Annotated in this window: 22 protein-coding genes; 3 read left to right on the top strand and 19 right to left on the bottom strand. The window is 46.6% G+C overall.

Annotated elements, in window-relative coordinates; all coding sequences use genetic code 11:
• Positions 1-32: 32 nt before the first annotated feature.
• Positions 33-1,094 (bottom strand): sulfate/molybdate ABC transporter ATP-binding protein, encoded by a 1,062-nt coding sequence (locus JOE49_RS12465; protein WP_023987638.1) that lies wholly within the window; start codon positions 1,092-1,094, stop codon positions 33-35.
• A 219-nt stretch (positions 1,095-1,313) separates the two neighbouring features.
• On the opposite strand from JOE49_RS12465, the gene JOE49_RS12460 reads away from it, so the two are divergent.
• A complete protein-coding gene (locus JOE49_RS12460; protein WP_061829625.1) occupies positions 1,314-1,715 on the top strand; it encodes a secondary thiamine-phosphate synthase enzyme YjbQ in 402 nt (133 codons plus the stop codon).
• Positions 1,716-1,887: 172 nt separating this feature from the next.
• Here the strand turns inward: JOE49_RS12460 and JOE49_RS12455 are convergent, their stop codons facing one another.
• The 3 genes from JOE49_RS12455 to JOE49_RS12445 form a co-directional block, all read right to left on the bottom strand.
• Positions 1,888-2,469, bottom strand: coding sequence for a TetR/AcrR family transcriptional regulator (locus tag JOE49_RS12455; RefSeq protein WP_023987636.1), 582 nt, complete (start codon positions 2,467-2,469; stop codon positions 1,888-1,890).
• 5 nt (positions 2,470-2,474) lie between these two features.
• A complete protein-coding gene (locus tag JOE49_RS12450) occupies positions 2,475-3,107 on the bottom strand; it encodes a YigZ family protein (protein ID WP_023987635.1) in 633 nt (210 codons plus the stop codon).
• A 148-nt stretch (positions 3,108-3,255) separates the two neighbouring features.
• The gene (locus JOE49_RS12445) at positions 3,256-4,611 is read right to left on the bottom strand and encodes a glucose-6-phosphate isomerase (protein ID WP_013369975.1); all 1,356 of its coding nucleotides are present in this window, start codon (positions 4,609-4,611) and stop codon (positions 3,256-3,258) included.
• 251 nt (positions 4,612-4,862) lie between these two features.
• On the opposite strand from JOE49_RS12445, the gene JOE49_RS12440 reads away from it, so the two are divergent.
• On the top strand, positions 4,863-5,762 hold the full coding sequence (locus JOE49_RS12440; RefSeq protein WP_160789835.1) for an NAD(P)-dependent oxidoreductase: 900 nt from the start codon (positions 4,863-4,865) through the stop codon (positions 5,760-5,762).
• Positions 5,763-5,870: 108 nt separating this feature from the next.
• On the opposite strand, the gene ppnP is transcribed toward JOE49_RS12440, so the two are convergent.
• The 4 genes from ppnP to JOE49_RS12420 all read right to left on the bottom strand — a co-directional run bounded on the left by ppnP (position 5,871) and on the right by JOE49_RS12420 (position 10,913).
• Positions 5,871-6,185 carry a pyrimidine/purine nucleoside phosphorylase gene (gene ppnP / locus JOE49_RS12435; protein WP_023987633.1) on the bottom strand — a complete coding sequence of 105 codons (315 nt, stop codon included), beginning with the start codon at positions 6,183-6,185 and terminating at the stop codon, positions 5,871-5,873.
• Positions 6,186-6,401: 216 nt separating this feature from the next.
• Complete coding sequence (gene tkt, locus JOE49_RS12430) at positions 6,402-8,447, bottom strand: transketolase (protein ID WP_069080966.1); 2,046 nt, start codon at positions 8,445-8,447, stop codon at positions 6,402-6,404.
• A 416-nt stretch (positions 8,448-8,863) separates the two neighbouring features.
• A complete protein-coding gene (gene purU, locus JOE49_RS12425) occupies positions 8,864-9,763 on the bottom strand; it encodes a formyltetrahydrofolate deformylase (protein WP_023987631.1) in 900 nt (299 codons plus the stop codon).
• Positions 9,764-9,785: 22 nt separating this feature from the next.
• On the bottom strand, positions 9,786-10,913 hold the full coding sequence (locus tag JOE49_RS12420; protein ID WP_209941354.1) for a deoxyribonuclease IV: 1,128 nt from the start codon (positions 10,911-10,913) through the stop codon (positions 9,786-9,788).
• 297 nt (positions 10,914-11,210) lie between these two features.
• On the opposite strand from JOE49_RS12420, the gene JOE49_RS12415 reads away from it, so the two are divergent.
• A complete protein-coding gene (locus JOE49_RS12415) occupies positions 11,211-12,125 on the top strand; it encodes a TIGR01777 family oxidoreductase (protein WP_028543022.1) in 915 nt (304 codons plus the stop codon).
• A gap of 201 nt (positions 12,126-12,326) precedes the next feature.
• On the opposite strand, the gene JOE49_RS12410 is transcribed toward JOE49_RS12415, so the two are convergent.
• The 11 genes from JOE49_RS12410 to JOE49_RS12360 form a co-directional block, all read right to left on the bottom strand.
• Complete coding sequence (locus JOE49_RS12410; RefSeq protein WP_209941353.1) at positions 12,327-14,129, bottom strand: DUF6382 domain-containing protein; 1,803 nt, start codon at positions 14,127-14,129, stop codon at positions 12,327-12,329.
• Between the two features lie 63 nt (positions 14,130-14,192).
• Positions 14,193-14,705: an A24 family peptidase gene (locus tag JOE49_RS12405; protein WP_209941351.1), complete on the bottom strand. Its 513-nt coding sequence runs from the start codon at positions 14,703-14,705 to the stop codon at positions 14,193-14,195.
• Positions 14,706-14,799: 94 nt separating this feature from the next.
• The gene (locus JOE49_RS12400; RefSeq protein WP_209941349.1) at positions 14,800-15,795 is read right to left on the bottom strand and encodes a TadE/TadG family type IV pilus assembly protein; all 996 of its coding nucleotides are present in this window, start codon (positions 15,793-15,795) and stop codon (positions 14,800-14,802) included.
• Complete coding sequence (locus JOE49_RS12395; RefSeq protein WP_209941347.1) at positions 15,764-17,980, bottom strand: DUF5702 domain-containing protein; 2,217 nt, start codon at positions 17,978-17,980, stop codon at positions 15,764-15,766. Before JOE49_RS12395 ends, JOE49_RS12400 begins: the two co-directional genes overlap by 32 nt.
• Positions 17,981-18,020: 40 nt before the next feature.
• On the bottom strand, positions 18,021-18,689 hold the full coding sequence (locus tag JOE49_RS12390; RefSeq protein ID WP_075153925.1) for a TadE family protein: 669 nt from the start codon (positions 18,687-18,689) through the stop codon (positions 18,021-18,023).
• Positions 18,689-18,880, bottom strand: coding sequence for a Flp1 family type IVb pilin (locus JOE49_RS12385; protein ID WP_023987623.1), 192 nt, complete (start codon positions 18,878-18,880; stop codon positions 18,689-18,691). Before JOE49_RS12385 ends, JOE49_RS12390 begins: the two co-directional genes overlap by 1 nt.
• A 13-nt stretch (positions 18,881-18,893) precedes the next feature.
• The gene (locus JOE49_RS12380; protein ID WP_081047457.1) at positions 18,894-19,778 is read right to left on the bottom strand and encodes a type II secretion system F family protein; all 885 of its coding nucleotides are present in this window, start codon (positions 19,776-19,778) and stop codon (positions 18,894-18,896) included.
• A 6-nt stretch (positions 19,779-19,784) separates the two neighbouring features.
• On the bottom strand, positions 19,785-20,576 hold the full coding sequence (locus JOE49_RS12375; protein WP_028543029.1) for a type II secretion system F family protein: 792 nt from the start codon (positions 20,574-20,576) through the stop codon (positions 19,785-19,787).
• Complete coding sequence (locus JOE49_RS12370; RefSeq protein WP_071559011.1) at positions 20,573-21,820, bottom strand: TadA family conjugal transfer-associated ATPase; 1,248 nt, start codon at positions 21,818-21,820, stop codon at positions 20,573-20,575. The genes JOE49_RS12375 and JOE49_RS12370 overlap by 4 nt, the downstream gene beginning before the upstream one ends.
• 15 nt (positions 21,821-21,835) lie before the next feature.
• Positions 21,836-22,993: a P-loop NTPase family protein gene (locus JOE49_RS12365; protein ID WP_209941345.1), complete on the bottom strand. Its 1,158-nt coding sequence runs from the start codon at positions 22,991-22,993 to the stop codon at positions 21,836-21,838.
• A gap of 526 nt (positions 22,994-23,519) precedes the next feature.
• On the bottom strand, positions 23,520-25,847 hold the full coding sequence (locus JOE49_RS12360; RefSeq protein ID WP_209941343.1) for a histidine kinase: 2,328 nt from the start codon (positions 25,845-25,847) through the stop codon (positions 23,520-23,522).
• Positions 25,848-26,033: the final 186 nt, after the last annotated feature.

The raw sequence follows: 26,033 nt of genomic DNA, 5'->3' as shown, positions 1-26,033 counted from the left end.
AGACATCCCCTCATGCGTGATCGTATTTATTTTTAGATGATGATAGGCATTGGATCTTCCTTCAGGCGGTTTTCCACCATCCAGCTGGACTGGTCATTATAGAGATAGGCTCGATGCACTAACACTCGCACCTGCTGACCAGGTTCCAGCGTAGACTTCTCCAGTGAGCGGTATGTCATGAGACGATGATCCCCGACCTGTACTTCAACCATCCACTCACTTCCACGAAAATGCAAATGCTTCACTATGCCTTCCTCGGTCGCCGACAGAAGCGTAAATTCCTCGCTTGGCCCGACATCAATATACTCCGGACGGATCAAGGCACGTGTTCCCACTCCAGCAGCTTCTTCGAAGCCTCTAAGACTGCCTGCCTGTTCAATCACTGTAGATTCCCCAATAAAGGAAGCCACGAACGGGGTACCCGGTTTTTTATAAATATCCCAAGGCGTTCCTTTCTGCTCTAGTCGTCCCTGATTAATCACCATAATTTCATCCGCTACTTCAATCGCCTCATCCTGATCATGGGTGACAAAAATTGAAGTAATGCCCACCCGCTCAATCAACTCTCGCAGCCAGGTGCGCAGCTCCTGACGAATCTTGGCATCAATAGCCGCAAAAGGCTCATCCAGCAGCAACAGTTGAGGCTCTGGTGCCAAAGCACGCGCAAAAGCAACCCGCTGTCGTTGTCCACCTGACAACTGATGCGGATAACGATGCTCAAAACCTTTGAGCCCCGTTAGTTCGACCAACTCTGTGACCCGTTCCTTGATGCGGGTTTTGGAGCTTTTTTTCACTTTCAGGCCAAAGGCAATATTGTCGTAGACGCTCATGTGCTTGAACAAAGCATAGTTTTGAAATACAAATCCGATTCCACGTTCCTGCGGGGACAGCTCGTTTACCCTTTTTCCATGAAAATGAATTTCTCCCGCATCCGGTTGCTCCAGACCCGCCAAAATGCGAAGAATGGAAGTTTTCCCCCCACCACTTGGACCGAGTAAGCCAATAAGATGGCCCGCCTGAATATCAAAAGATACGTCCTTTACTGCATGAAAATTACCGAAATGCTTGTTTAATCCTCTTACTTCCACATGCATATCCGTACACTTCCTTTCCGCTTCTGGACCTGTTCAGGAACAGCAGCAGCCTTGCTTCCCGCAAAGCACGTACCTCATTTGAAATCATTTAATTATTCCAATGTATATACTATGTTTTTTCTTATGTGATACTTTATCAAAGGAAAGTAATTTTCGTCAACTATATATTATATTAGGAATTAAAAGGGTAAAGTATTAGGAAGAAAGGAGATGGAGTTATTGTTGCATACTTTAGAATTATCCACTACACGGCGAGATGAAATGCGCGATATTACACGAGAGGTTGCTTCATTGATCGAAAAAAGCGGGGTCCAACAAGGAACCGCACTTGTTTATTGTCCACACACGACAGCCGGCATCGCCATTAATGAAAATGCAGACCCAGACGTCAAACATGATGTGATATTAAGACTAGATGAAGTTTATCCGTGGGAGCATCCCCAATATCGCCATATGGAGGGAAATACAGCTTCCCACCTAAAATCCATTACGACAGGCCCCTCACAAACGATCATCATCCATGATGGAAAGCTGTTGCTCGGACGATGGCAGGGACTTTATTTTTGTGAATTCGACGGACCACGCAGACGCCAATACCATGTAAAGATCATGAAAGGCTGACGGACCGGGTAAAAAAACAGACCATGATGTTTTCCTACTGGATGCATCATCGTCTGTTAAATTCTTAGTCGCTTTCGCAAAGTAACGTAATGATAAGTCACCGTCATGAAGTGTATACACCCAGAAAAGCGCCCTACATGTTCATGGCTGAAGTGTGTGAATGCAGGTACGCTCATAGGTGTCTGCACAGCAGCTTTACATGTGCTAAAGCAGCGGGCCTAATTTCTTCAAATGTTAAACCGTCCTGAATATAAAATGATACAAAGCCATGCATGGATAAAAACAGACTTTTCGGTACCCTAGAGCAATCTTCCTCCGAATGCCCCTGACCACTCAATTCTTGACGGATCATGGACGCAAATAGTTCCACACAACGGTTTTGCTCTGTGCGACAGTATGCAAATAGTTCTTCATCGTGCATCATAAACATAATTTCGTACTGATATGGATTTTCCAAACCAAAACGGATAAATTCCAGCATCAAGTACTCCAGTCTGCTCAAGCCATCATCAGACGTACCTGTTGCTGCTTGCAGTAGAATCCCACGCAATGTATTAAAATCTTCAATCACAATGGCATAGAACAGTTCAGCCTTCTCTTTAAAATGATAATATAACGAACCATGACTGTAACCCAGATGCTGGCCAATGCTGCGCATTGAAATCGCACGGTAGCCCTTGGTAATAAACAAGTGCCTGGCCGCTTCCAGAATCCGCCCTCTTGACAACTCCTGTTCTACTGCTCTTCTAGCCATATTATTTATTCCCCTTCAATAAAGTAAAGCTGCTCTCCCTCCGACACAAGCGATTGCCCCTGCGTCAAGTCTGTTATCCAGTTGCTGAAGGATTCCGCATCACCAGCCAGCGGCAGACAGGTTAAGGTAACTTTATCCGTAAACATTGTTTCTCCAGTGCGGATGCTGCGATTGCGTAATTCATTTTCCACTTTGCCCAACCAGGTATAATCCAATTCTACAAAAACTTCGCGATGCAGCACACGCGTAATTGCATCCCCTGCCTCGATTGCTGCAACAGCACCATCTGAATATGCGCGAATCAGACCGCCTGCTCCCAGCAAAATCCCACCAAAGTAACGGGTAACAACAATAGCGACATTTTTCAGCTTCTGGTTGCGGATCACCTCCAAAATAGGCTTTCCAGCCGTACCACTCGGTTCTCCGTCATCCGATTGCTTTTGGATTTCGTCTCTTTCCCCAATCATGTAAGCAGAACAATTATGGGTAGCGTTCCAATGCTCTTTTTTGATACGTTCTATGAAAGCAGTTGCTTCTTCCTCAGTTTGAACAGGCTGAATATGACCGATAAAACGGGATTTTCGGATCACAATTTCCTTGTTGCCGGCACCGCGTACGGTTCGGTATTGTTCCAACATACACGTATAACCTTCCTTACTTCATTTTACAAGAAAGCAGTCCCCCGCTTCTGGCAGCTGGTGAACTGCTTTCCTGTACTTTAATTGATGCTATACACTATAACACTTCTGACCGAAATCCTGTTTCGCATCAGAGATTACAGCACTCTTATTCAGACAATCTCGCTTCAAGCTCAGCTTTTTCTTTTTCGAAGCCTGGTTTGCCGAGCAGCGCAAACATGTTCTTCTTGTAAGCTTCTACGCCCGGTTGATCGAACGGATTTACGCCCAACAGGTAGCCGCTGATGCCGCAAGCTTTTTCGAAGAAATAAGCAAGATAGCCGAAAGAGTAAGGGCTCAAGTCAGGAATATTTACAATCAGGTTCGGTACTTGTCCGTCTGTGTGAGCCAGCAATGTACCTTGGAATGCTTTTTTGTTTACAAAATCCACAGTTTTGCCTGCCAGGAAATTCAGTCCGTCCAGATCATCCTCATCTGCTTCGATGGTGATGTGACTAGGTACATTTTCAACTTGGATTACCGTTTCGAAAATGTTGCGGCTGCCTTCCTGAATGAATTGTCCCATGGAGTGCAGGTCTGTCGAGAAATCAACAGAAGCAGGATAAATGCCTTTGTAATCCTTGCCTTCGCTTTCTCCGTACAACTGTTTCCACCACTCGGATACAAAATGAAGAGACGGCTCATAGTTTACGAGAATTTCAATTGCTTTACCTTTGCGGTACAAAGCGTTACGAACGGCTGCATATTGATAAGCCTCGTTCTCAGCTACATTCGGGTTGCTGTACTCTTTGGAAGCGTCTGCCGCCCCCTGCATCATTTCCTCGATGTTAATGCCTGCAGTAGCAATCGGCAACAAGCCTACTGCTGTCAGCACGGAATAACGACCACCCACATCATCAGGAATAATGAAGGATTCGTAGCCTTCCTCGTTAGCCAGTTTTTTCAAAGCACCACGTTCTTTATCCGTCGTTGCATAAATACGCTTGCGTGCTTCTTCTTTACCGTATTTTTTCTCCAGAGCTGCACGGAATACGCGGAATGCGATAGCTGGCTCTGTTGTGGTACCTGATTTAGAAATGACGTTCACTGAGAAGTCTTTTCCTTCAATCAGTTCCAACAGATGATTTACATATGTAGAGCTGATGTTGTTGCCTGCAAAATAGATAGCTGGACCCTTGCGTTGATCTTTAGGCAGCGCATTGTAGAAAGAATGCGACAGCATTTCGATCGCAGCACGTGCTCCAAGGTAAGAACCGCCGATACCGATTACGATCAGTACTTCGGAATCGCTTTGAATTTTAGCAGCAGCCTTTTGGATGCGCGCAAACTCTTCTTTATCATAATTAGTAGGCAGGTCAATCCAACCCAAGAAATCGGAACCTACACCGGTTTGGTTGTGCAGTTGCTCATGAGCCAACTTGATAGGCTCTGCAAAATAATCAATTTCGTGCTGACCTACAAAGGAGAGTGCTTTAGTGTAATCAAAAATAACTTTTTTAGACATGTTTGGAACCTCCTGTTTGGTATTACTAAGACCATGAATACGAACATAAGGACTTAGGAATAGGATACTTTAATTTGCTGGACCTGACAAGCTTGCGTTACCTGTGTATCCTGTGCTTGACAGCCCTTCTTGTAGATAGGGTAGCATGCCCATGCTACAATTAACTGAGATCAACCTGTTTCAATATTCAATTCAAGCCGAACTCGCAATCTGCATCGGACGGCAACTTCCAACAAGAAAGGTGATTAGCAATGAAAAACATCGGATTTATCGGACTGGGCACCATGGGCGCCCCGATGGCATCCAATCTGCTAAAGCAGGGATTCGGAGTCACAGTTTATAATCGTACCGCTTCGCGCTGCGAACCACTGGCAGAGCAAGGCGCACGTACAGCTTCAACTCCTCGTGAAGCAGCTAAAGGTCAGCACTTGGTCATTACCATGGTCAGCGATGATCACTCCATTCGTGACATCTATTACGGCGAAGACGGCGTGTTTGCCGGTCTTACGGCCGGCATGACTGTGATGGACAACAGCACGATTTCACCTGAGCTGGTTAAACAACTGGCCGCCGAAGCGGACAAGCTGGGCTGTTCCTTCATTGATGCACCCGTAACAGGCAGTAAGCCTGCCGCTGTAGACGGCACACTCGTGTTCATGGTTGGCGGTAATGCAGAAGCCATTGCGGCACAATCAGATGTTTTTGATACGTTGGGCAAAAAGGTACTTCATATGGGACCTAATGGCAGCGGAGCCGTAGCCAAGCTCGCTCATAATACGATGGTTGGTATTCATAACCTCGCTCTGGCTGAAGGCTTTGCTATCGCGGCTAAATCCGGCATCCCGGCAGACAGCTTCCTTGAATTGGTACAACTCGGATCGGCAGGCAGCAAGGCCGCTGACCTGAAAGGGCGCAAAATCATTGAACATGATTTTAGCAACCAGTTCTCACTTGCCTTGATGCTTAAGGACTTGAAGCTTGCTTCCTCACTAACAGACAGCCTGTCCATCCCTGCACCTATGTTATCCATTGCCAAAAGCCTGTTTCAAGCCGGGCAAACACAAGGCTACGGCGACGAGGATCTATCCGCTGTCGTGAAGACATACGAAGCATGGATTGGCCGCACCATTGGTGGTCAACCTATCGAATAAGCTGTACCTTTCTTTGTAACCATACGGCTGTGCTTGTGTACATATGGCATAGCTTTAGGGTAAGCACACTTGGCTTGAAAGCTGAGTGTACTTACCCGTTTTGGCTTATTATTCGGGATAAGAACAGCAATAATCAGTTACACTTCGTACTTCCAGCTTAAATGATGACTTTGCAGGTACGTGAAAGGTTGCCGCCCCCTGTATTTCCAGCCATTCTTCAGTACCTGGAAGCAACACTCTCAAATCCCCTGCCAAAATCTCCATGATCTCACGGGAATCCGTGCCGAACTCATACGTTCCTGGCAGCATAATACCCAGTGTAACCTTACTGCCGTCACCCAGGATGACTGTACGGCTTGTAACCTGACCATCGTAATAAACGTTTGCTTTTTTAACTACGCTTACTCCATCAAACTGTGTCATTCGTTATCCCCTCATCTGCTCTCAATGGTTGAATGAATATTGGTGCATCATAACATAGATTTGAATCCAGCTTCAGTATGAAAATACACACCGTATCACCGTATGCTATACACTGGAATTCAATAGTGATTTTTTTTTGCAAAACATCAACTGTATGAAACAAACAGCCGTAAGCCTTTCTCAGGTTACGACTGTCTGTTTTAGATGCTCTGTGTTTTATTTCAACAAAGCTTTCACACGGCTAACAACATTCTCTACTGTAAAGCCGTATTCCTTAATCACGCGGTCGCCAGGTGCGGATGCGCCGAATGTGCTGATACCGAGAATGTCGCCTTGGTCGCCAACATATTTTTCCCAGCCCAGTGGATACGCCATTTCTACAGCCAAACGAGCTTTCACTTCTGGCAGCAGAACGGAATCTTTGTATGCTTTGTCTTGTTTTTCGAACAGATCCCAGCTTGGGAAGCTGATAACACGTACTTGAATACCTTGTTCTGCCAGTGCTTCCTGAGCTTTAACAGCCAATTGTACTTCTGAGCCTGTAGCCAGAATTTGAGCAACCGGTTTGCCGTCAGTTGCATCTGCAACCACATAAGCACCGCGTTTGATACCTTCGCGTGCATGCTCAGCACTAGCAGCCAGGATTGGCAGGTTTTGACGAGTCAATACCAGAGCAACCGGGTTTTTCTTGTTTTCCAGCGTGTAAGCCCAAGCAGCAGAAGTTTCGTTACCGTCCGCCGGACGAATTACTGTCAGGTTCGGGATAATACGCAGGGAAGCCAATTGTTCGATCGGCTCATGAGTCGGACCATCTTCACCCACAGCAATACTGTCGTGAGTCAGAACGTAAGTTACAGGCAATCCCATCAGAGCTGCCAGACGAACGGCTGGACGCAGATAGTCTGTAAATACGAAGAATGTACCGCCGAATACTTTTACACCTTGGTGCAACGCCATGCCGTTCATCGCAGCAGCCATACCAAATTCGCGGATACCGAAATAGATGTTACGGCCGGCGTAGTCTTCTGGCGTAAAGTTCGTCAGGTTGTTCAAATGTGTCATCGTGGAGCTCTCCAGATCGGCAGATCCGCCTGTCAGGAAAGGTACGTTTGGAGCCAGTCCGTTCAGAGCATTACCAGATGCTACACGAGTCGAAACGGCTTTGTCTCCAGTCGTGTATTTCGGAAGATCACGATCCCAGCCTTCTGGAAGATCGCCGTTTACAGCTGTTTCGAACTGCGCTGCCAAATCAGGGTGAGCAGCTTTGTATTTCGCGAACTGTTCATTCCATGCTTTGTTCGCCGCGATACCGCGCTCTTTTACTTTAGCAAAATGCTCGCGAACCTCTTGTGGTACGTGGAAGTCCTCTTCGTATACCCATTTGTAGAAATCTTTAGTCAGCTTGGCTTCTTCTGATCCCAGCGGGGAACCATGAGTACCACCGTGTCCGCCTTTACCTTGTTTGTTCGGGCTTCCGTAGCCGATAACTGTTTTCACTTCAATCAGCGTAGGGCGTGTCGAGTCGCCTTGCGCTTCTTCAATGGCTTTTTGGATGGCTGGAAGGTCGTTACCATCTTCTACGCGCAGTACTTGCCAGTTGTAAGCTTCAAAGCGTTTGGCAACACTCTCGGAAGAGGACAGATTAAGCTTGCCGTCCAGTGTAATATCATTGGAATCAAACAATACAATCAGCTTGCCCAGTTGTAAGCGACCAGCCAGCGAAGCAGCCTCGTGGGAAATACCTTCCATCAGATCGCCATCGCCGCAGATTGCATACGTGAAGTGATCTACAACTTTAAATTCGTCTTTATTATATGTTGCACCCAGTTGAGCTTCAGCCATTGCCATACCTACGGACATTGCGAGACCTTGTCCCAGAGGTCCAGTTGTAGCATCTACACCAGCAGTGTGCCCAAACTCAGGGTGTCCGGGTGTAAGGCTGCCCCATTGACGGAATTGTTTCAGTTCTTCCATAGGAAGATCATAGCCGCTCAGGTGCAGAAGGCTGTATAGCAACATGGAACCGTGTCCTGCGGACAATACAAAACGGTCACGGTTAACCCATGTAGGTTGATCGGGATTATGATTCATCGTTTTAGCAAAAAGTTGGTATCCCATTGGCGCGGAGCCCATCGGCATCCCAGGATGTCCCGAGTTTGCTTTCTCGATGGCGTCAATTGCCAACGTACGAATAGTTGTGATGGACAAATTGTCGATCGTGGAGTTTTCATCCTTTTGAATCGCTTGGTTCTGGTCAGTCATGGTTTGCCTCCTCATATTGTATAAAGTATGTCAATTGCATTCGGTCATACTCTCCAACATCACCGTCCGATATAGAAACGATGTCTATTGAAGTGAGTGAATCTGCTTGAATGTTTCAATATGACTTATACATTCTTAAGTATTGTACCATCTGCCGTGAAAGTTTGCCAGATCGTTTATAAAGATGATTGTGGAAATGTAGTACCGAGTCCTCATATAAATATACCCGTAATGTATTAACCTCATTTAAAAAATTATAAAATCACAAAAAAATATTATGTACTGACTGTTTATTAAGGCGAGTAACTCACATGAGGATTTTGCAAAATCCTTACATAAAAAAACAAAGCCCGTTATACAGCGGGCTTTGTTCAACAAAAAATATATACTCACAAATTTTTTCTAAAATTTTAAGATTAGTTAAAAACGACCGTTTTGTTCTCATGAACCAGAATACGATCCTCTGCATGCCACTTCACGGCTCTTGCCAAAACGACCCGCTCTATGGTGCGACCGATCCGTTTTAGCTCATTTACATCATCTCCGTGGCTTACACGCTGCACGTCCTGCTCAATGATCGGTCCGCCGTCCAATTCTTCAGTTACATAATGCGCAGTAGCACCAATAATTTTCACACCGCGATTATAGGCTTGGGCATATGGCTTCCCACCCACGAATGCCGGCAGAAAGGAATGATGGATGTTGATAATCCGGTTGCGATAATGCTCAATAAACTTGGGAGAAATAATCTGCATGTAACGGGCTAAAATGATAACGTCAATGTCTTCGCCAATGACCTCTAGTTGGCGGCGCTCCGCCTCCGGTTTGGTATCGGCTGTTACCGGAATATGGTGATACGGGATGCCAAATGATTCCACATACTCCTTCATATCCGGATGATTACTAACCACCAATGAAATATCCGCGTCCAGATCCCCTGCCTGCCATTGCCACAGCAGTTCTACCAAACAGTGATCTTCTTTAGAAACGAAAATAGCCAGTTTTTTCTTGCGGCTAACCGCAGAAATCGTCCACTCCATACGGAATTGCTCAGCAACAGCGGCAAAATCCTGCTCCAACTGTGGCTGGGTTGCACTCAAATTCGGCAGATCAAATTCAATCCGCATAAAAAACATACCGCCGGACGGGTCCATTGTATATTGATCAGATTGAACGATATTGGCCCCATGCTCGTACAAAAAACGGGACACGGCTGCTACAATACCTGGTCCGTCTGGACAAGATACAAGCATACGCGCGCGATTTTCATGGGCTGATAGAGTGCTATTTGGCTGATGTTTTACGTGAATTTCCATGTGGCTATTAATCCCCCTTAGCTTATACCGTCACTGGCAAATGACTGCCGGCAAACCAGGCAATCAACCGTTGATTAATGTGTTCTTCGCTCAAATCTGGAAATAGTGCTGCTTCCGTTATCATGTCATACAGACGCTCCAACGGCTCACGTGGATCGGCTTTTCTTGCTTTGGCATCATTTTTTAGCAGAGCCCAGGTGTCCAGCACAAATCTGCGGACATCCACATCCTGTTTTTTGAAAAACGAATGCACTTGCTCTACCTGACCCAAAAACTCATCCCCAAAGCGCTCCTTTACATTTCCGCGAAGCAGGGCAATTTCAACCTCATACATCGGACGCTGAGTTTTGGCTTCCTTACCAATCCATGGCGTCTCCAAAATAAACGGACGTCCTTGAAGTGCTTCATGATGCACCACATTATGAATGGTCTGATAGCCAATCCAGCCTGATCCGATCGGAGTATGTCGGTCTTTATGAGCGCCAACCGGATTCTTACTATCATTGATGTGAACAACTGCGATGCGGTTCAAGCCGACAATACGGTCGAATTGCTCCAATACACCGTCCAGATCATTTACGATATCATAACCCGCATCGTGAATGTGACAGGTGTCCATACAAACCGTAAGACGCTCGTTATGCTCTACTTTATCTATAATGGAGGCAATCTCCTCAAAGCTACGACCCATTTCCGTTCCTTTGCCTGCCATCGTTTCAAGCGCAATGTTAACATCTGTCTCCTTCACGCCGTTTAGTACCTCGTTCAAACCATCCGCAATACGCCCGATTCCGTATTCTGCATCCTTATCGGTAAAAGCGCCTGGATGCAGCACGATATTTTTCACACCAATCGCGTGTGTGCGTCGAATTTCCTCCTGAAGAAAGCTGACCGCAAGCTCATAGGTATTTTCTTTGTAAGAGCCAAGGTTGATGATATACGGGGCATGCACCACGATATCTTCCATTCCCTTCTCAGCCATTAACTGCTTGCCTTCCTCCAAATACATGAACTCCATCGGCTTACGACGCGTGTTTTGCGGTGCTCCCGTGTATATCATAAAGGAGCTGGACCCGTAAGAAGACGCTTCTTTTGTAGCGCTGAGCAGACCTTTGTCCGAGAAGGACACATGAGAACCAATTTTCAGCATGATCCTGATTCATCCCCTTATCCTGTTATGCTTGTCTTATTTTAATTTAATCATTTTAACGTGATTATTGAAATCAAACAACATAGCTTTTATGGCAGCTTTCTTAAATGACTCTATTAAGGGAACACGTAGATAAAGTACACATCAGAATTTATGTTAGTCAAACGAGGGTAAATAAAATCATGGATTGACATCCTTAACCGTATAAAGGTACATTCATATGAAGTTTTTTTCTCAAAAAGGGTTATATTCTATAACAGATGTATTTTTTTGTGAATCGGAAGGAGAGCTGACTCCATGAACATCATCGTATGTGGAGGAACTGGATTGGTGGGGAGTGCACTGGTCAAAAGCCTGCTAGACGACGGATACACCGTGAAAGTCGTTACCCGCAAGCCACTGGTAGGACACGAAGCGAGCCCCCGCTTGCAATATATGAGTTGGAACGAATTAAAACAAAAGCCTGAAGTACTGGAAGGCACAGATGCGGTCGTTAATTTAGCAGGCGAAACGCTGAATCAGCGCTGGACGGATAAGTCCAAACAAAGAATTCTTCAATCACGACTGCTATCTGTTGCCCGTTTGGCTCAAGCATTGAATGCTCTACAAAAAAAACCGAAAGTTATCATTCAGGCTTCGGCTGTTGCCGCCTATGGTGCATCCCTGACCGAAACATTCGATGAAACGAGCCCGCGTCGTTCGGAAGATTTTTTGTCTCAGGTGGTTGAGCAATGGGAGGAAGCCGCTAATGCCTACCCTTCTGATGCCCGTTTAATTAAGTTACGCATTAGCCTTGTGCTGGACAGAAAAAAAGGGGCATTCCCACTCATGAAGATACCTTATAGCTTCGGATTCGGCGGCAAAATAGGCAGCGGTCATCAATGGATGAGCTGGATTCATATTGAGGATATCGTTCGTCTGATCACGTACTGCATCCATACGACGGAAATCGTCGGGGCAGTGAATGCTTCATCACCACATCCCTTGACGAACGACCAGTTTGGGAGGACAGTAGCTATGGTATACCACCGTCCGCATTGGTTTCCCGTTCCAGGCATTCTCGTTCAAAAACTGCTCGGTGAGATGAGCACCCTTGTCTTGGATGGCCAAAAAGTACTCCCGCACAAAGCGCTGGAGCACGGATTTAAGTTTAACTATCCTTCACTTAAGGACGCTCTAGAGGAACTCCACTCTTCCCAAAAACAGCATTGAATTTAAAAAGAGGAACTCCAGGCTGGTAGGTAGTGTCACTACCAGCTTAGGGTTCATTTTTTTAGTCAGACACAATCTATCGAGCAGACTGCAAGTTTTTAAGATGCCTCATTTTATTCTTATTAATAGTCCACTATTCATAAAGAAGGAAGCCCTAAATATAACAGGCCTCTTCTTGACATCTATCCATATAACCTTCATTTATGATGCATTGGAGGATTTAAAAGAGTCCAACCGATAAGTATAAGAGACTCCAGCAATTTTAAAAGTGTCTCCCTCATTCAGGATGTACTCCTTATAAGGCACCATAGGCTCTCCATTCAGAGCAGTTCCGTTCGTCGAGGATAAATCCTTAACAATGTGGCTATGTTCTCCTGTAACTATGCAAAGCTCAATATGAGAACGGGAAGCTCCATCCGTATGCTCCACAAACTGGACCAATTGCGGATCTCTCCCGATGATAAAGCTGCCTGCAACGAATTGGTCTGGCTGCAACCGGATGCGCTCGGTCCCTCCACTACCTAGTGGCTTGCGTTCCAGGCAAGCAATCGGTGATTGCTGAACAGGTGAAATCTGTATCTCTTGATCTGGACGAAGCAGCATCGTTTCCTGCTTAGATGCAGCATTTAGCAGCTCCGTTACCCCGGAGAGAGACTTATAATAAGCCTCACTGGTATCACTGGCTTCCAATTCATTTCCCCGTCCCGCACCTTTCCACGATGGCTCGTGTAAGTCATAGTTTGCTGAAGTGTTCTCCCTATCTTCCGTAACTCGGTTTCCCGCGCTTTTAGATTCTGAGTTTGGAAAAGTCCATCTCCAGCTCTCCTGCCCTTGATCACTCGAATCGGAAGATTGCTTGTCTTGATGATGGCGTCCCGCTACAAATCCGGTCAGCTTATCTACCTGATAACGATCATTTTTCCGCTGTGCTGAGGAAGAAGTAGTTCCTAACCATTCCGAATCCAATACAGGTACTGAATCGCTGTACATATGAGATGAAGCTCGATTGCGCTCCCATTTCCCCGTCCAGCTTATATAAGCAACAGCGGCAAGTACCAAGGTCAGCACCACGGAAATGATCAACGGTACCGTCTCTGGATGATCCAGATAAATATAACGCCACACGATGGCCGAAGCGAGCAGACATCCGAGAGTAATGTAGGTTTTATATTTTTGCAATCCAGGCTCCACATCTTCTACTTCGTTTTCTGTTACAAGCTCAGAATTCTCCTCTGGTTTCACGAACGGTTTGAGCCGATTGATCCGTTTAAGCTCCTGAATCTCCTGCAGAGTCTCCCGATGCTCTTGCCCGTATGTTCCGCCACGATCAGTATAGTTCCCCTGTGAGGTATGAGCAGATATGATAGGGTCGGCTGATGAAAAAGCTCGCCCTTCCATACTTTCTCCCTTCACGCTAGCACTCTCTGTACCAGCCTTCATTCCTTGCAATAGCAGTTCCTTTAGCAATCCCAATTCAAATTCATTTCTATCACACAGATCGAGTATGCGTTGTATATATTCTCCCTGAAGGTGGGCCACACGAGTCATTAAACGAATAACCATCTGCTTAAATTGACTGCCTGTTTGCCCTGCATACTGTACACTGCGTAAAGGAACATAGGTTAAACTGGCGGTTTCCCTTGTACCTGAACCACTTAGAAAAATATAATCCTCGTGCAAAATAAACTGGCGGATATCTAACATATATTGCGGGCTGCGATGGAGGGTATCTGCCACTTCAAAAAGAATCCGGTAGAAATCAGAAGTCGACACGCTCCCACCTTTCCATAACTGGGAAAGCATGCGTTGCCCCGAAATATCGTAATGTAACTCTATCTGAAAATCGACTTCCTTTATTCTAAGTTCCAGCAGACCGGGAATCCGATTACCAGTCATCATGCCGGTCTGTACGGAATTTAAATCATCGGTCTTGAGCCCGTCTTCCTTGTTTAGAATCATAAATGTCCCGCCGTTCCGGGCAAAATCCCTGCTTAAACCAAACAATTCATGACCTCCTTAACAATTTCCTATCTCCGTGAGGTAGCATGATCTCCCCCAGCGGACATGTCATGGCAAGAAGTAAAGATAAGCACTGATCGCTCCCGGAATGACTGCCGTCATAAAAGGAAACCTGAGGTGCGCTTCATTTCCACCGGTCAGCGCTTTGCCGCTGCGAAATAGAAAAAATCCTCCTAAATTAAAAGCCACGCGCCGCAGTCTCATGATGGTTTCCCTCTTCCATAGCAAAATCCCTATGCCAATAATACCTGCAAAAAAAATCGAATATAAAGCTGCCTGCCATGCAAAAGCAGCACCTGTCCATGCTCCAATCAAGCCGAACAGCTTTACATCTCCTGCACCAACAGCTCCCATCCAGTACAAAATCAGCATGAACCCAAATCCGGTACCCAGTCCAGCAACAGCAAATAAAAAACCGTGCCACCCTCCAAACAGAGTATTGAACACCAAGCCTACCACTATGCCGGGCAATGTAAGCTTATTAGGGATTTTCATGCTACGTAAATCCGTAACTAACGCAATCGCGAGCAGAACTCCGCATACAATATACATCCACGTCAATGCGATCTTCCCCCTTTATAAAATAGAACTAGCAGACTACCAAATCACTTTCCATCGTAGTTATTCCTGTCCGTCTATGTCGAGTCGATCCTATCTAACCATCAGCTGGCTTTTCCACGGTAAACGGAACTTCTATACGTTGACCGTCCTCCGTTTCAATCACAAAGCTCCATTGACCAGGTGTTGTGTTCGTTCCCACAAACCAGTTCCATTCAATAATCCCGTCCGCACTGGCAGAGGTCCAGCCCAAATGCTGGGCCGTGCTTTCACCCGACTTATAAAGTACAGAAAGATTAGCAGTCGTCCCAGGCTCAACCTTGGCCTTGATCAAATTGTACACACCCTTCACAGCAGGTTCAGGCTTGACGAGCAACTGTATGGAATGCTGCGCATCCTTATCCGCTGTTGCCTCTCCTGTACCTGTCCCCTCCCCTGTGTCCCCAATCCAGAGACGTTCCTCTGCCGCCGCTTGAAGAACAATGCTGCGATACAAAAAGGGGACCTTCATCGGCAGTTCATACGATAGCTCTACTCTAAAATAAGGGTCCTTAGTTCCTGTAAGAGCAGGTACATGTACACTCGTTATATGAATACGGTCATACTCCAGAATGCTTTCCTCCATAAAAGGCTTTAGCATCGGCTTCAGAACAGGATCGAGTGCAGCTTCCGTAAATCGCCCCCGCAGCTCCTCCATCGGCTTTTGACCGCCCTGAACAGCGCTTTCTACCCAATCACCAATTGGAGGTGGCAACTGGGCAGCGAATTGGCTTGCATATTCACTCACAGATAACTTGGGCAATTCATCCAGCGGTTCACGGACTGCATCTATTTTCGCGGACGCCGCCTCCACGGCTAGAGAAACTGGGTAAATTTTAGTCGAAACCTGCTTAACCGCTTCTGAAGCGGTGTTCTGCAAGGCTGTGGATACCAGCGTCATCTGAACCATATAAATGAGAAAAATAATAAAAAACAGAAACATTGGCAACACCAGTGACGCTTCTAAAACAATACTTCCTTGTTCACATTGCTTCTGCCCACAAACTTTCCGTAAACACCGATTAATAGGAAAAATGCGCTGTTTTCGTGACATAGTACACACTTCCCTTAAGACTCTCGCCTTCATTTGAGGCGGTTCCGAGCATCTTCATTACCCCAGGTAGAAACCACAGCCTCATCCCATTCTTGACCTCACCCGTTGCATACGTTTGCCGCTCAGCAGGATTGACATCTGTATTCAGGCGGATCAGAGCAAGCATACGGGACATTTTTCGTTCATTATTGCTATGGAGCATCAGGAACAATCGCAAATGATCCTTGTATGTCATTCGAAATTTCAGAAAATCAGACAATGGCACGTCTCCCTTTTGTGCCAGCATAATCATATCTTCTATCGCTTTTTCTACTCCATATAACAAAGCTGCCGCCAAAACGACCAGCGGATTACCTTTTGAGCTGTTTTTAACCAATCCCTCCATTGTTCGAATGGCAAGTCTCATAGCAAAAATTTCTCCATAGGCGGATGCCAGATTACCCGTCGGATTATGGAAGCCATACAGGATATACTCAACTTCCTGATTATTCACCTCCAGCTGATCTCCCAAAATCTGTGCAGCATTTCCCACATTTCCACCCGATCCGGCCAAGCTGCCAAAACGGCTAAAATCCACATGATGGAAGTAAGAAAGTGCGTATTCATTCTGGTAAAACTCGTCTCCCAGTTGAGTCAGTAAATTGGATGCCGACCCGTATAGACCATCCATACTATCCATGGAAGCTCCCGCAGCATCATAGGTGTCATAGGGCAAATCAGCGGATACAGATGGACTGGATGTAGACTGGTTAAACGAAATACTTTCATTGTAATACCGCTCCAGGTTTTGGAATTGTTCTGCACTTTGTTTACCTTTGGAAAGAACCTCAATGATCCGATAGGCTTGTTTGAGCTTGTTTTTCGCCTCTTTTTCCATTTTCTTGCGTTCTTTGTCCGGTCCACGTCGCGTATCCATCATTTTGACTTCACCGTCGAGTACATTGGCAGGTCCCGCCCAAGCATACGCATTCAAGTATTTATCTATCTCTTTGAGCGTTGATGCGACTTCTTGCTTGAGCATGTCTGCATTCAAAAATGGATCTGTATAAAAGGATAAGGTACGCATCATGCTCGTTATTCTATTGTTAGCAGTATTTGTAGAAGTCCGTTGCTTTTCGATTTCTGCTTCCCATTGCTCAAATTCCTTGTCTGGAATCAACAAATCCTCTGCTTTTTGCCGTGCGCTTCCTACCGACGGATCTGCGTTGGAGCCTGCTCCGCTTGGAGTAGGGGCTGCTGAAACCTCATCGTAGCCTGCATTGGCCGCCCTCTGCTTATATTGGGCAATGACTTTGCGCATCTCTTCATTAATCTGTCGGGCCTCACTTAACGGTTCCTTGGCTTCCAGAAGCAGCTTATCATGTTCTTCTCCAGCCTGAACCATGATCTGACGCAGGCGATCAAGCGCTGCCCTCGCTCTACGTGCATATTTTTCCATCTGCATGATTTTAACATCGTCCACACTCTTCTTATTGTCTTCATATACATGTACGTAATGCTTATATTGACCGGCAATATCGGCTACAACCTCAAGCGGGTCCCATATATACTGATTGGGCATATAGGTGCCCCTCTGTTTAATAATCCGCTTGCGAACCTCTTCCATATAAGCTCCTGCCTTACGTTGCTTCTCCAGCATGTCATCCAGTTTGGCCTCTCGTCTGTCGTACAGCTTTTGCAGCCTTTTCAGCAAATCTACCGTATGAGAAGCCTCTTTCATATTTTGAGAGAGCGGCTTAAGCTTTTCGAGCACTTCAAACGTAAAATCGACAGGTGCTTTATACTTCATCTCTTCACGGATCTGCTCGTTAAATATGGCATATTTACCAAGCTCCCTTTCCATTTGCAGGGAACTAGAATCCAGCTTCATATTCATAAGCGGTAGCGTTTCTGTGCGTGCCGTACGCCGCGCGCTGTCATTCAGCACTTTGACCATAATTTGTTCTCCGCCGCCTTCGCCATAAGCAAACAAACCGTACTCCTGTTGTAATGTCGGATCATAAGCAGACATCACTGAACGAACCGCCGCATGGGTCAGCCGTTCGGTCTGCACATGCAATGCAGCAATTCTCGCGTAATCAATAAATACAGCAATAAAACCGAACATGACCGCCAAAATCAGAATTAAAAAGACCGTGACAGCACCTGATTCCCCGTCCTTTGTGTTGTGTCTCTTACCAAACACCCGCTTCCTCCTTTCCAGTTACATTCCCGTTACTTACTTCTCAATGACCGTTTTGACCATATTGCATCAGTACTTTCCCTACAACTGCCGAATCTACCTTTTCACCTGATCCTCTGCCCATAAACTTCGCACCATAATAACGGACCAACTCCACCGTACGAATCCATTCCACAGGTTCGACCACGCCAGAGCTCATTTTCCCTTGCAAATCCGTCTGATCTAAAAACTGATTCAACAAAGGTACCTTCACTATCTTATTTAACTTTGTGGTCACCTTACGGTGAATCATACTGTTCTCATATGTCATCTGCCCCTGCATGCCCGCAGGCATTCTATTTTCTGCATTGGACAGCTTCTGAGCAGGTAACGAGCCTCCCCCATTGCCGCCCGGCACCTGTACACTTTCCTGATTGTTGGCTCCGGTCCAGCCAAACAGGGCTCCCAACATAACATCATCCTTCAGGCGCCAATAGAGAGAATCCCGTTGCCCTTGTGTAAATGCTCCCGTACGTGGGTCCTTGAAGCTGTTATCCCAACTGTAAGCGGCCCTTTCCGAAGCAGTAGCAGCGACCTGCACCAATATAGATTTTTGATATATGTACAGGCAAAAAAATAACATCACAAAAATGACCAGCAGTAGAATGGGAAAGACGAGGGAAGCTTCCAAGGAGAAGCTCCCGTCCTCTTTTTGTGCTAATTTACGCAGCATTATGAATCCATAAAATCGTTACTTTTTTTATCCGCCTTTTTCAAAAGCCCTTCTACAATTTTCTTGATCTGATCCTTAAAAATAATTGCCACCGCAATCAGAATGGCAATGATCAGGATCATTTCTAACGTACCCAGACCATCCTCATCCTTGTACAACTTACGAATACTGCCTGTTACTAATATCATCATCGTTGTATTCCTCCTACATATTCATCATCATTAAAGCCGGAGCGCCCACCAGCACAATTACCGTTAGCAAAATCAGCGCCATCGGGAATACTAGCTTAGATGAAGCCTGCTCCCCTCTTGTGCGGCTAATTGAAGTCCGCTTGCCCCATAACGTCTGGGATAACTCACGTAAAGCCATCACGAAATCGCTCCCGCCGCGCCTCATATTCAACAAAACTGTCGTCGTAAATACTGTCATTTCCTGAATACCACAACGTTTGCTCAGGTGCTCAAATGCCTGTTGAAAGGAATAGCCGCTTTCCCATTCCGCCACCGTCTGCCTCAGTTCTCGATACAACGGATGTTCCGTATCCGCCCCTTTACGTTCCACGCAATGTAGCAATGCCCGTTGTACCGTCTCACCTGCACCTACTAAAAGCATCATTTTACTCAACAGTTCAGGCAATTCCATTAAAATTTGCTGATCCCGCTTCTGTACTTTCCCATGCAAATCCTTGATCAGCGCGATGGGTACCAGAATACCAAGTCCCAATCCGAGCACCAGCCCGGTCGCATCCCCGCCCAGCATAAGCGATATTAAAGCTCCACCAGCAGCCATTATATATCCGTAACCCAACATTTCTGTCAGAAAAAGCATCGTTTTTTCTCCGCTGTTGCGCATACCATACAGCTTCTGCACCGAACGCTGGAGCTTGAACATCAGCAAAGGCAGCCTGTGAGTAGCACGTGAAGCATGAATCATGTGTACAAATGGGACTGAAAGTCTTTGCAGCCGCAGTCCCTCCAGCTTCATATGGCGAAAATGCGCATACTTAGCACCATGCATCTGGTTCAGCACCACCCAGCCTCCCACTTGCAGAACCAGCATGACCAGACAAACCAACATCACCACACCCATCTCTCCTTACACTTCAATCTTCATAATGTGATTGATCCACACAAGACACCCACCAAGCACCAATAAACAAAAGGTTGATAAAATCATACCTGTACCGCTGTATAAGGGCATCATGTAATCACTCGCTGTCATCGTCATAAACAATACAAACAAAAAAGGCGCTGCAAACATAACCCTCGATTCAAAACGTTTCTGCGCAATCATTACACCGATCTCCTGCTGAATTTCCAACTTCTCACCAATGACACTTGAAGCTCGTCGTACGACTTCCACCAGATCACCTCCGGTTCGCTTGCAAGCCGCAAATACGTCCGCAAAATTCGTAATATCCTCCATTTGCGCCCGACGGGCCAAATCCTGCAAAGCAGCCTCCACAGGCTGTCCGATTTCGAGACAGGCGGTAATAATGTTAAATTCAAAAATCAGGTCGTGATCTCCATCCGGACTAAGCAATCTCAAATCCTCTACAGCCTCACGAAAACCATTCTCCACCGACCTTCCCGCTGAAAGAGAAGACGAGAGCGAATATAACGCCTGCTTGAATTGGATGCTTAGAGCAGACCTGCGTCGTTGCAGCAAAAATTGCCTAAAATAACGAGGCGTCACCACAGCCCCGGCAGCGCACAGCAACGATAATATCCATTGGTGATAAAATAGAAAGCCGATCATCGCAAACAGCACGCCACTAAAGAATATGCACAGACTTTTTTGTACTGTCGATAATGTATACACCGTATAATCTGGCAGAGAAGGGACCTCATGTGATACTTGCTTGGCAGTCGTTTTTCCTGGCTTCACGCTGATACTCCTCCCCTGTGCCAGCTTTCCGGATTGATCCCGGCCATTTGCAGCTTCAAAGTATGTTGCAGACCCTCGCCACAACGTTCCAGACCTCCTACGATTCGCCCGTTACTTTCTCCTCGTTCCTGAAAACGATAAAGGGGATTAAGCGTCACCTCACCATTTTCAAAACCAATCACTTCGCTAATTTCCAGTACTCGTCTGGATTTGTCGCGCATCCGTGACAGATGAACGAATATATCAATGGCCGAGCTGATCTGCTGCCGTACTACTCCAAGCGGAAGCTCTGCCCCTCCGAGCACCATCGTTTCCAGCCGGCTGACCATATCGCGGATATTATTCGCATGCCCAGTTGACAAAGATCCATCGTGTCCTGTATTCATCGCTTGCAGCATATCCAATGCCTCACTTCCCCGGACCTCACCCACCACAATGCGGTTGGGCCGCATACGCAGGGAGGAACGAATCAGATCACGAATTGTGATTTCTCCCTTCCCCTCGGTGTTCGCATTCCGTGTTTCCATGGAAACTAGATTAGGGACCGTCACAATTTGCAGCTCTGCTGAGTCTTCAATGGTAATAATCCGTTCAGACGACGGGATAAACTGGGATAATGCATTCAGAAAAGTTGTTTTACCAGACCCCGTTCCTCCGCTTATAAAAATGTTGTACTTGCTACGTACCAAGTCCTTGAGCATAGCAGCGGTTTCTGCATCAAGCGCACCCATTTGTATCAAGTCATCCATCGTCATAGGACGCTCGGGAAACTTCCGTATTGTCATCGTCGGACCCTTGAGAGCAACTGGAGGCAACACAATATTTACGCGTGACCCATCCTTTAACCGGGCATCCACAATGGGGGAAGCCTCATTCACAATTCGGTTCACCCCGGCTACAATCGTCTGGATTAAATCCTCCAGCCGCTCGCGGGACTCAAATTGATCAGGTACCTGCATCACTTCACCAGCCCGTTCCACAAAAATTTCCCGGTGACTGTTAATCATAATTTCCGTAACGGTCGGGTCATCAATCAATGGCTGGAGTACATCCAGCCCACGGAAAGAGTTAAAAATCTTGCGGACGAGTGCATGCTTCTCACGGGAAGTTAAGCCCACCAGCTCTACATCGTGTAAAATTCGATTTTCAATATGCCGTACCAGATCTGCATCCTTTACCGAAGACGTTACGTCCAGCCCGTTTCGGATATCTGCTCGCAATGCCTTAAACCGTTCCTCATTCATGTTCATCAGCCCCTTTTAAGACCAAACGGCGGGCGGATGTGTTACACTGTCCACATTCAGCAGCTCGTGGCACAGATGACGAATTTCCCGCTGATAAATCGGTGAACTAAGCAGTAGCTCATGGTGCTGCATCTGCTTCCATGAAGGTATATAGGGTAACGCTCCGTTTATCTCCATGAAGTCACGAGGTAATGAGTTGATCATAGTTCCCATATAGCGGTTCACCACAAAGCTGGTTTTGCATATCATGTCTTCAAGCCCTTCAGGCTGCGTGGTTTCTAAAACATCCAGCCATAATCCGCACTTGTGCATGCTCATTAAATCGTCTGCCAGCAGCCAAATCAGCTTATGACTAGCTTCAAGCACGGCTTGAGCCCGATCACCTTTTTCAGAATCGCCATCTACGATCACTACATCATACTGCCCACTTTCGGCAACCGTTCGAATCAGCTCTTTCGCTTCATCACAAGTCATGTCCGTCAGCTCCTTGCGATTATAGACAGGCTGAAAAGTATCCGCCTGAATTTCAGGGCGACGAATACAGTAGGAAGCCATGGATAATGGAGTGTCCTCACTCCCCTCCGCCTTGAGATCATAGAGCAGCCTGGACAGCCCTTGTCCTTCTGCTCCGCTAGCACTGCCTGAACCAGTGAACAACGAGCTTGAATCCACCGTCTCCAGATTCAGATAGAATACCGAATATCCCTCATTCCCCAGCTGTTTGGACATATTGAGTGCGGCCGTTGTCTTGCCTAGTCCACCGGAAGCTGCTACGATGCCGATAATCATTCCACCTTCCCGACTGTTTACACTTTTCCGACCGTTCGACCTCTGTCTAGCCGTTTCCAAAATAAAACCGACCAGCTCAGATAAAGGCTGATACTTTAATAAAGGCTGTCCATATTCGCTCACTTGTTCTCCCTCATGCAATACCAAACAAGGAATATCAGCAGCTTCCCTGTCTGTCCATAGATTCAAAAAAGCCGCTTCACCTACCACCACATCCGGTCTTTTCATTCCACTGGTTTCCATCATGTATTGATGAAATGCCTCCGGTTGCGAAAAAGCCGTGATTCTCAGCCTTCTGGCGTACTCGCTTCCGTGAATATAATTCAGCAGCGGCTCAATATAATCCCGGCCTTCTACGGCCAATACCACTTTCACTGGAACCATAACGCTCATCCCTTTCCCTAACACAACAACGCAAAAAAGCACCGTTCATCCATCCGTAAATACATACGGTTGGTGAACGGTGCTTCCGTCACGTGCAATCTATTTACTGGTAGAATAGCATAGCGCTTATATTAGAGCAAGTATTTTTTGTGCAAGTATCTTCCAAAATCCTCGTACTAGGAGAAGGCGGGCAGTCTAGCCCCGCCTCCTAGCATCTTCATCTTAGTAGAATTTGTGGTGACGACGATGACAGTCATGATGGCGATGATGGCGGTGATGGCGACGTTTCCGGCAATGACATTTCTTATCAAAATCTTCATGTTTCCGGTGATCATGTTTAAATTTAGGTTTAAACTTAATGACAGTCACCTTAATGATCTTCTTAAAGATACGTTTTCTTGGCTTACGCAAATGACAATGTTTAAACATTTTTAATTCGCCTCCATTTCTTTGAGATAGAATATACTATGGAAGCAGCGAACTATCGGTAACCATCATATGTCTATTTATGAATTTACTGGGCGAATTAATGATCTACCTCAAGCTTAATATCCGGATCATAATCCGCCACAATTAGAACATCCATATGACGTGCTTGACGGAGAATCCTCGGCACAACCGCGGCCTTCCCCCAACGGCTACTTCGGGAAGACTGCCCCACGATGAGCTGCGTACCTGAATATCCTTCCACTGGAGCAATCAAAATGTCGGCAATCTCGCTTCGGCTGGAAACAAGCCGTATCTCAAAGGTTCCCCCCAGTCGGTGGGTCAGCAACTTTAGTTGTTCCAGACGAGGGTTCAGTCTCTCGGGTATACGCTCACCAACATGAGCATAAGTCACAATCCACACAGCCTTCAGACGAAAGGCGATACGAAAACCGCGGCGAATCAGCCTTTCAGCATTTTCGCTTAGCGTCACGCCTACGAAGATCACTTCCTCCCTGCGCCACGGTCCCCGAAGTGATTCGTGTCGATCCCAGGATTCCAGCCGCTCATCTACATCATCTGCCAATTCCCGCAAAGCAAGTTCACGCAACGCAATCAGATTGCCCAGTTTAAAAAAGTGGCTAAGTGCCTGTTCCACCTTCGCAGGATCGTATATTTTGCCCTCACGCATACGCTGCTGCAAAGATTTAGGAGCCACATCAACAAGCTGTACTTCATCGGCCAGACGCATCATATGGTCGGGAACAGTTTCTCTCACTCGTATGCCAGTAATCTGTTCTACCGCATCATTCAAGCTCTCCAGATGCTGTACATTCATTGTGGATATCACAGAAATACCTTGTTCCAAAATGGTAAGCACATCCTCATAGCGCTTAGATCTCATACTTCCGGGAACGTTGGTATGTGCCAGCTCATCAATAAGCACCACCTCGGGATTACGCCTGAGAATGGATTCCGTGTCCATTTCTTCCAAGTGTGCGCCATGGCGCTCGATGGACTGACGGGGTATCATCTTCAGAGATCCTACCTGGGCCAGTGTTTCTGCTCTTCCGTGCGTTTCCAACAATCCGATAACTACATCGATCCCACTCTCCAGCAGATCATTCCCCTCTCTCAGCATCGTGTATGTTTTGCCGACCCCCGGAGCAGCGCCAATGTATACCTTGAGCTTGCCCCGCAGGATTTTGGCTGCCTCAGCCTGTGCTTCCTCAACGCTCAAACGATGATACGGATCGTTATCTCCCTCCTCCTGTCTCATTGTTGGCAAAATCCGCTCACCCTCCTGCTCGGCCCGGTCCGCAATCAGCAGCAAATCCATATTTTTCATTCGTTTTAAAATCCCGTTCACAAGCGATCCTTTCATCAGCTCCTGCCACGGCGTCTGCCGAGAATGCCCCATAACAATTCGGGTAACATTGTGCGTCACCGCATAATGAATCAGTTGACGAGGCAACCTTCTGCGGGAAAAAAGCGGGATTTCTTCAAATGTTGATCCGATCTTGTCAGCCAATTTCTCAATTGAACGCTTGAAGGCTGCTGATTCCTTGGACAGCTTGCGCTTCGAGCTGACAAAGGAGACTACTAGCATATCTCCACCCAACCGCTTGGCGACCTGTTCCCCCCTACGTACATAAATGGACCCATTCCAATGATATTGGACAGGTACCAAAATACGCTCTGCGGCTCCTGACGCCCCGTGTAAGCCTAACTCCTCCCGGTGCCGTTCCAGCGAATCGTTCACATCCTCTGCTACCAATCGCAGGGCAAGCTCACGCAATTTACCCAGATTTCCCCGGTGAAACATCTCAGGATTCGGCGTATGCATGTAGCCTTTCGCCAGCCGTTCCAAAATCATTTCCGGGGTAGCATCAATCAGACGAATTTCATCCGCCAGCTCCAGTGTATCAACCGGAACCGTATATTCCGCTTCAAAGCCTGTCAGCTGATACACCCACTCCGTAATTCCCTCGAGTTCATAAACATTGACCGTCGTAATGACGCTAATTCCCTGCTCCAGCAAATACCGAATATCTTCCAGCCGTGTTGGAAATAGGGCGTCTTTCCGGTTATGATGTGCCAAATGATCCACCAGTACCACCTCGGGATTTCGTGCCACCAAAGCCTCCACATTCAGGTCCTTTTGCTCCTCACCATCTTTTATCCAATGAATGCTAGGCACTCGCTCCAGCGTGCCGACCTGTTCCACGGTCACAGGCCGCTGCATGGTTGAGACCGCACAAATCACAACATCAATACCTTCATGCTGCAGCGATTGTCCCTCCTGCAGCATATGATACGTCTTGCCCGAGCCACTGACCGCACCCATGTATATTTTGAGTCTGCCTCGATGCAGTTTGTTAATCGAATCCAGTATTTCCTCTGGTGATTTACGTTTGAAGCTCTCCACTTTCGTTCCTCCCCACAGCGTGCCGCTTGTTTGTTCCGTCCATTCTTATATGGTTGTAATGAATGTACTCCCGTGTCCCAATCAATTCAAGATGATCAATCAAGCTTGCCCCAAAAAAAGCCGCACAGGGCAGTATAAGTGCAAAAAAACGTGCATTCAGGTCTCTTATGCCTGAATGCACGCTAT

It is taken from the genome of Paenibacillus sp. PvR133, from assembly GCF_017833155.1.
GTDB lineage: Bacteria > Bacillota > Bacilli > Paenibacillales > Paenibacillaceae > Paenibacillus > Paenibacillus polymyxa_B.
Note: the sequence above shows the minus strand (reverse complement) of the source record. Positions and strands in the feature narration are given on the sequence as shown.

Excerpts from the sequence above, each read along its gene's own strand:
- JOE49_RS12390 (WP_075153925.1), bottom strand. The coding sequence starts at position 18,689 with ATGCTGCGTAAATTAGCACAAAAAGAGGACGGGAGCTTCTCCTTGGAA.
- JOE49_RS12455 (WP_023987636.1), bottom strand. The coding sequence starts at position 2,469 with ATGGCTAGAAGAGCAGTAGAACAGGAGTTGTCAAGAGGGCGGATTCTG.
- JOE49_RS12370 (WP_071559011.1), bottom strand. The coding sequence starts at position 21,820 with ATGAATGAGGAACGGTTTAAGGCATTGCGAGCAGATATCCGAAACGGG.
- ppnP (WP_023987633.1), bottom strand. The coding sequence starts at position 6,185 with ATGACACAGTTTGATGGAGTAAGCGTAGTTAAAAAAGCAAACGTTTAT.
- JOE49_RS12445 (WP_013369975.1), bottom strand. The coding sequence starts at position 4,611 with ATGTCTAAAAAAGTTATTTTTGATTACACTAAAGCACTCTCCTTTGTA.
- JOE49_RS12465 (WP_023987638.1), bottom strand. The coding sequence starts at position 1,094 with ATGCATGTGGAAGTAAGAGGATTAAACAAGCATTTCGGTAATTTTCAT.
- JOE49_RS12450 (WP_023987635.1), bottom strand. The coding sequence starts at position 3,107 with ATGTTGGAACAATACCGAACCGTACGCGGTGCCGGCAACAAGGAAATT.
- JOE49_RS12420 (WP_209941354.1), bottom strand. The coding sequence starts at position 10,913 with ATGCTGAAAATTGGTTCTCATGTGTCCTTCTCGGACAAAGGTCTGCTC.
- JOE49_RS12365 (WP_209941345.1), bottom strand. The coding sequence starts at position 22,993 with ATGGTTCCAGTGAAAGTGGTATTGGCCGTAGAAGGCCGGGATTATATT.
- JOE49_RS12380 (WP_081047457.1), bottom strand. The coding sequence starts at position 19,778 with ATGGGTGTGGTGATGTTGGTTTGTCTGGTCATGCTGGTTCTGCAAGTG.
- JOE49_RS12415 (WP_028543022.1), top strand. The coding sequence starts at position 11,211 with ATGAACATCATCGTATGTGGAGGAACTGGATTGGTGGGGAGTGCACTG.
- JOE49_RS12385 (WP_023987623.1), bottom strand. The coding sequence starts at position 18,880 with ATGATGATATTAGTAACAGGCAGTATTCGTAAGTTGTACAAGGATGAG.
- tkt (WP_069080966.1), bottom strand. The coding sequence starts at position 8,447 with ATGACTGACCAGAACCAAGCGATTCAAAAGGATGAAAACTCCACGATC.
- JOE49_RS12400 (WP_209941349.1), bottom strand. The coding sequence starts at position 15,795 with ATGTCACGAAAACAGCGCATTTTTCCTATTAATCGGTGTTTACGGAAA.
- JOE49_RS12440 (WP_160789835.1), top strand. The coding sequence starts at position 4,863 with ATGAAAAACATCGGATTTATCGGACTGGGCACCATGGGCGCCCCGATG.
- purU (WP_023987631.1), bottom strand. The coding sequence starts at position 9,763 with ATGGAAATTCACGTAAAACATCAGCCAAATAGCACTCTATCAGCCCAT.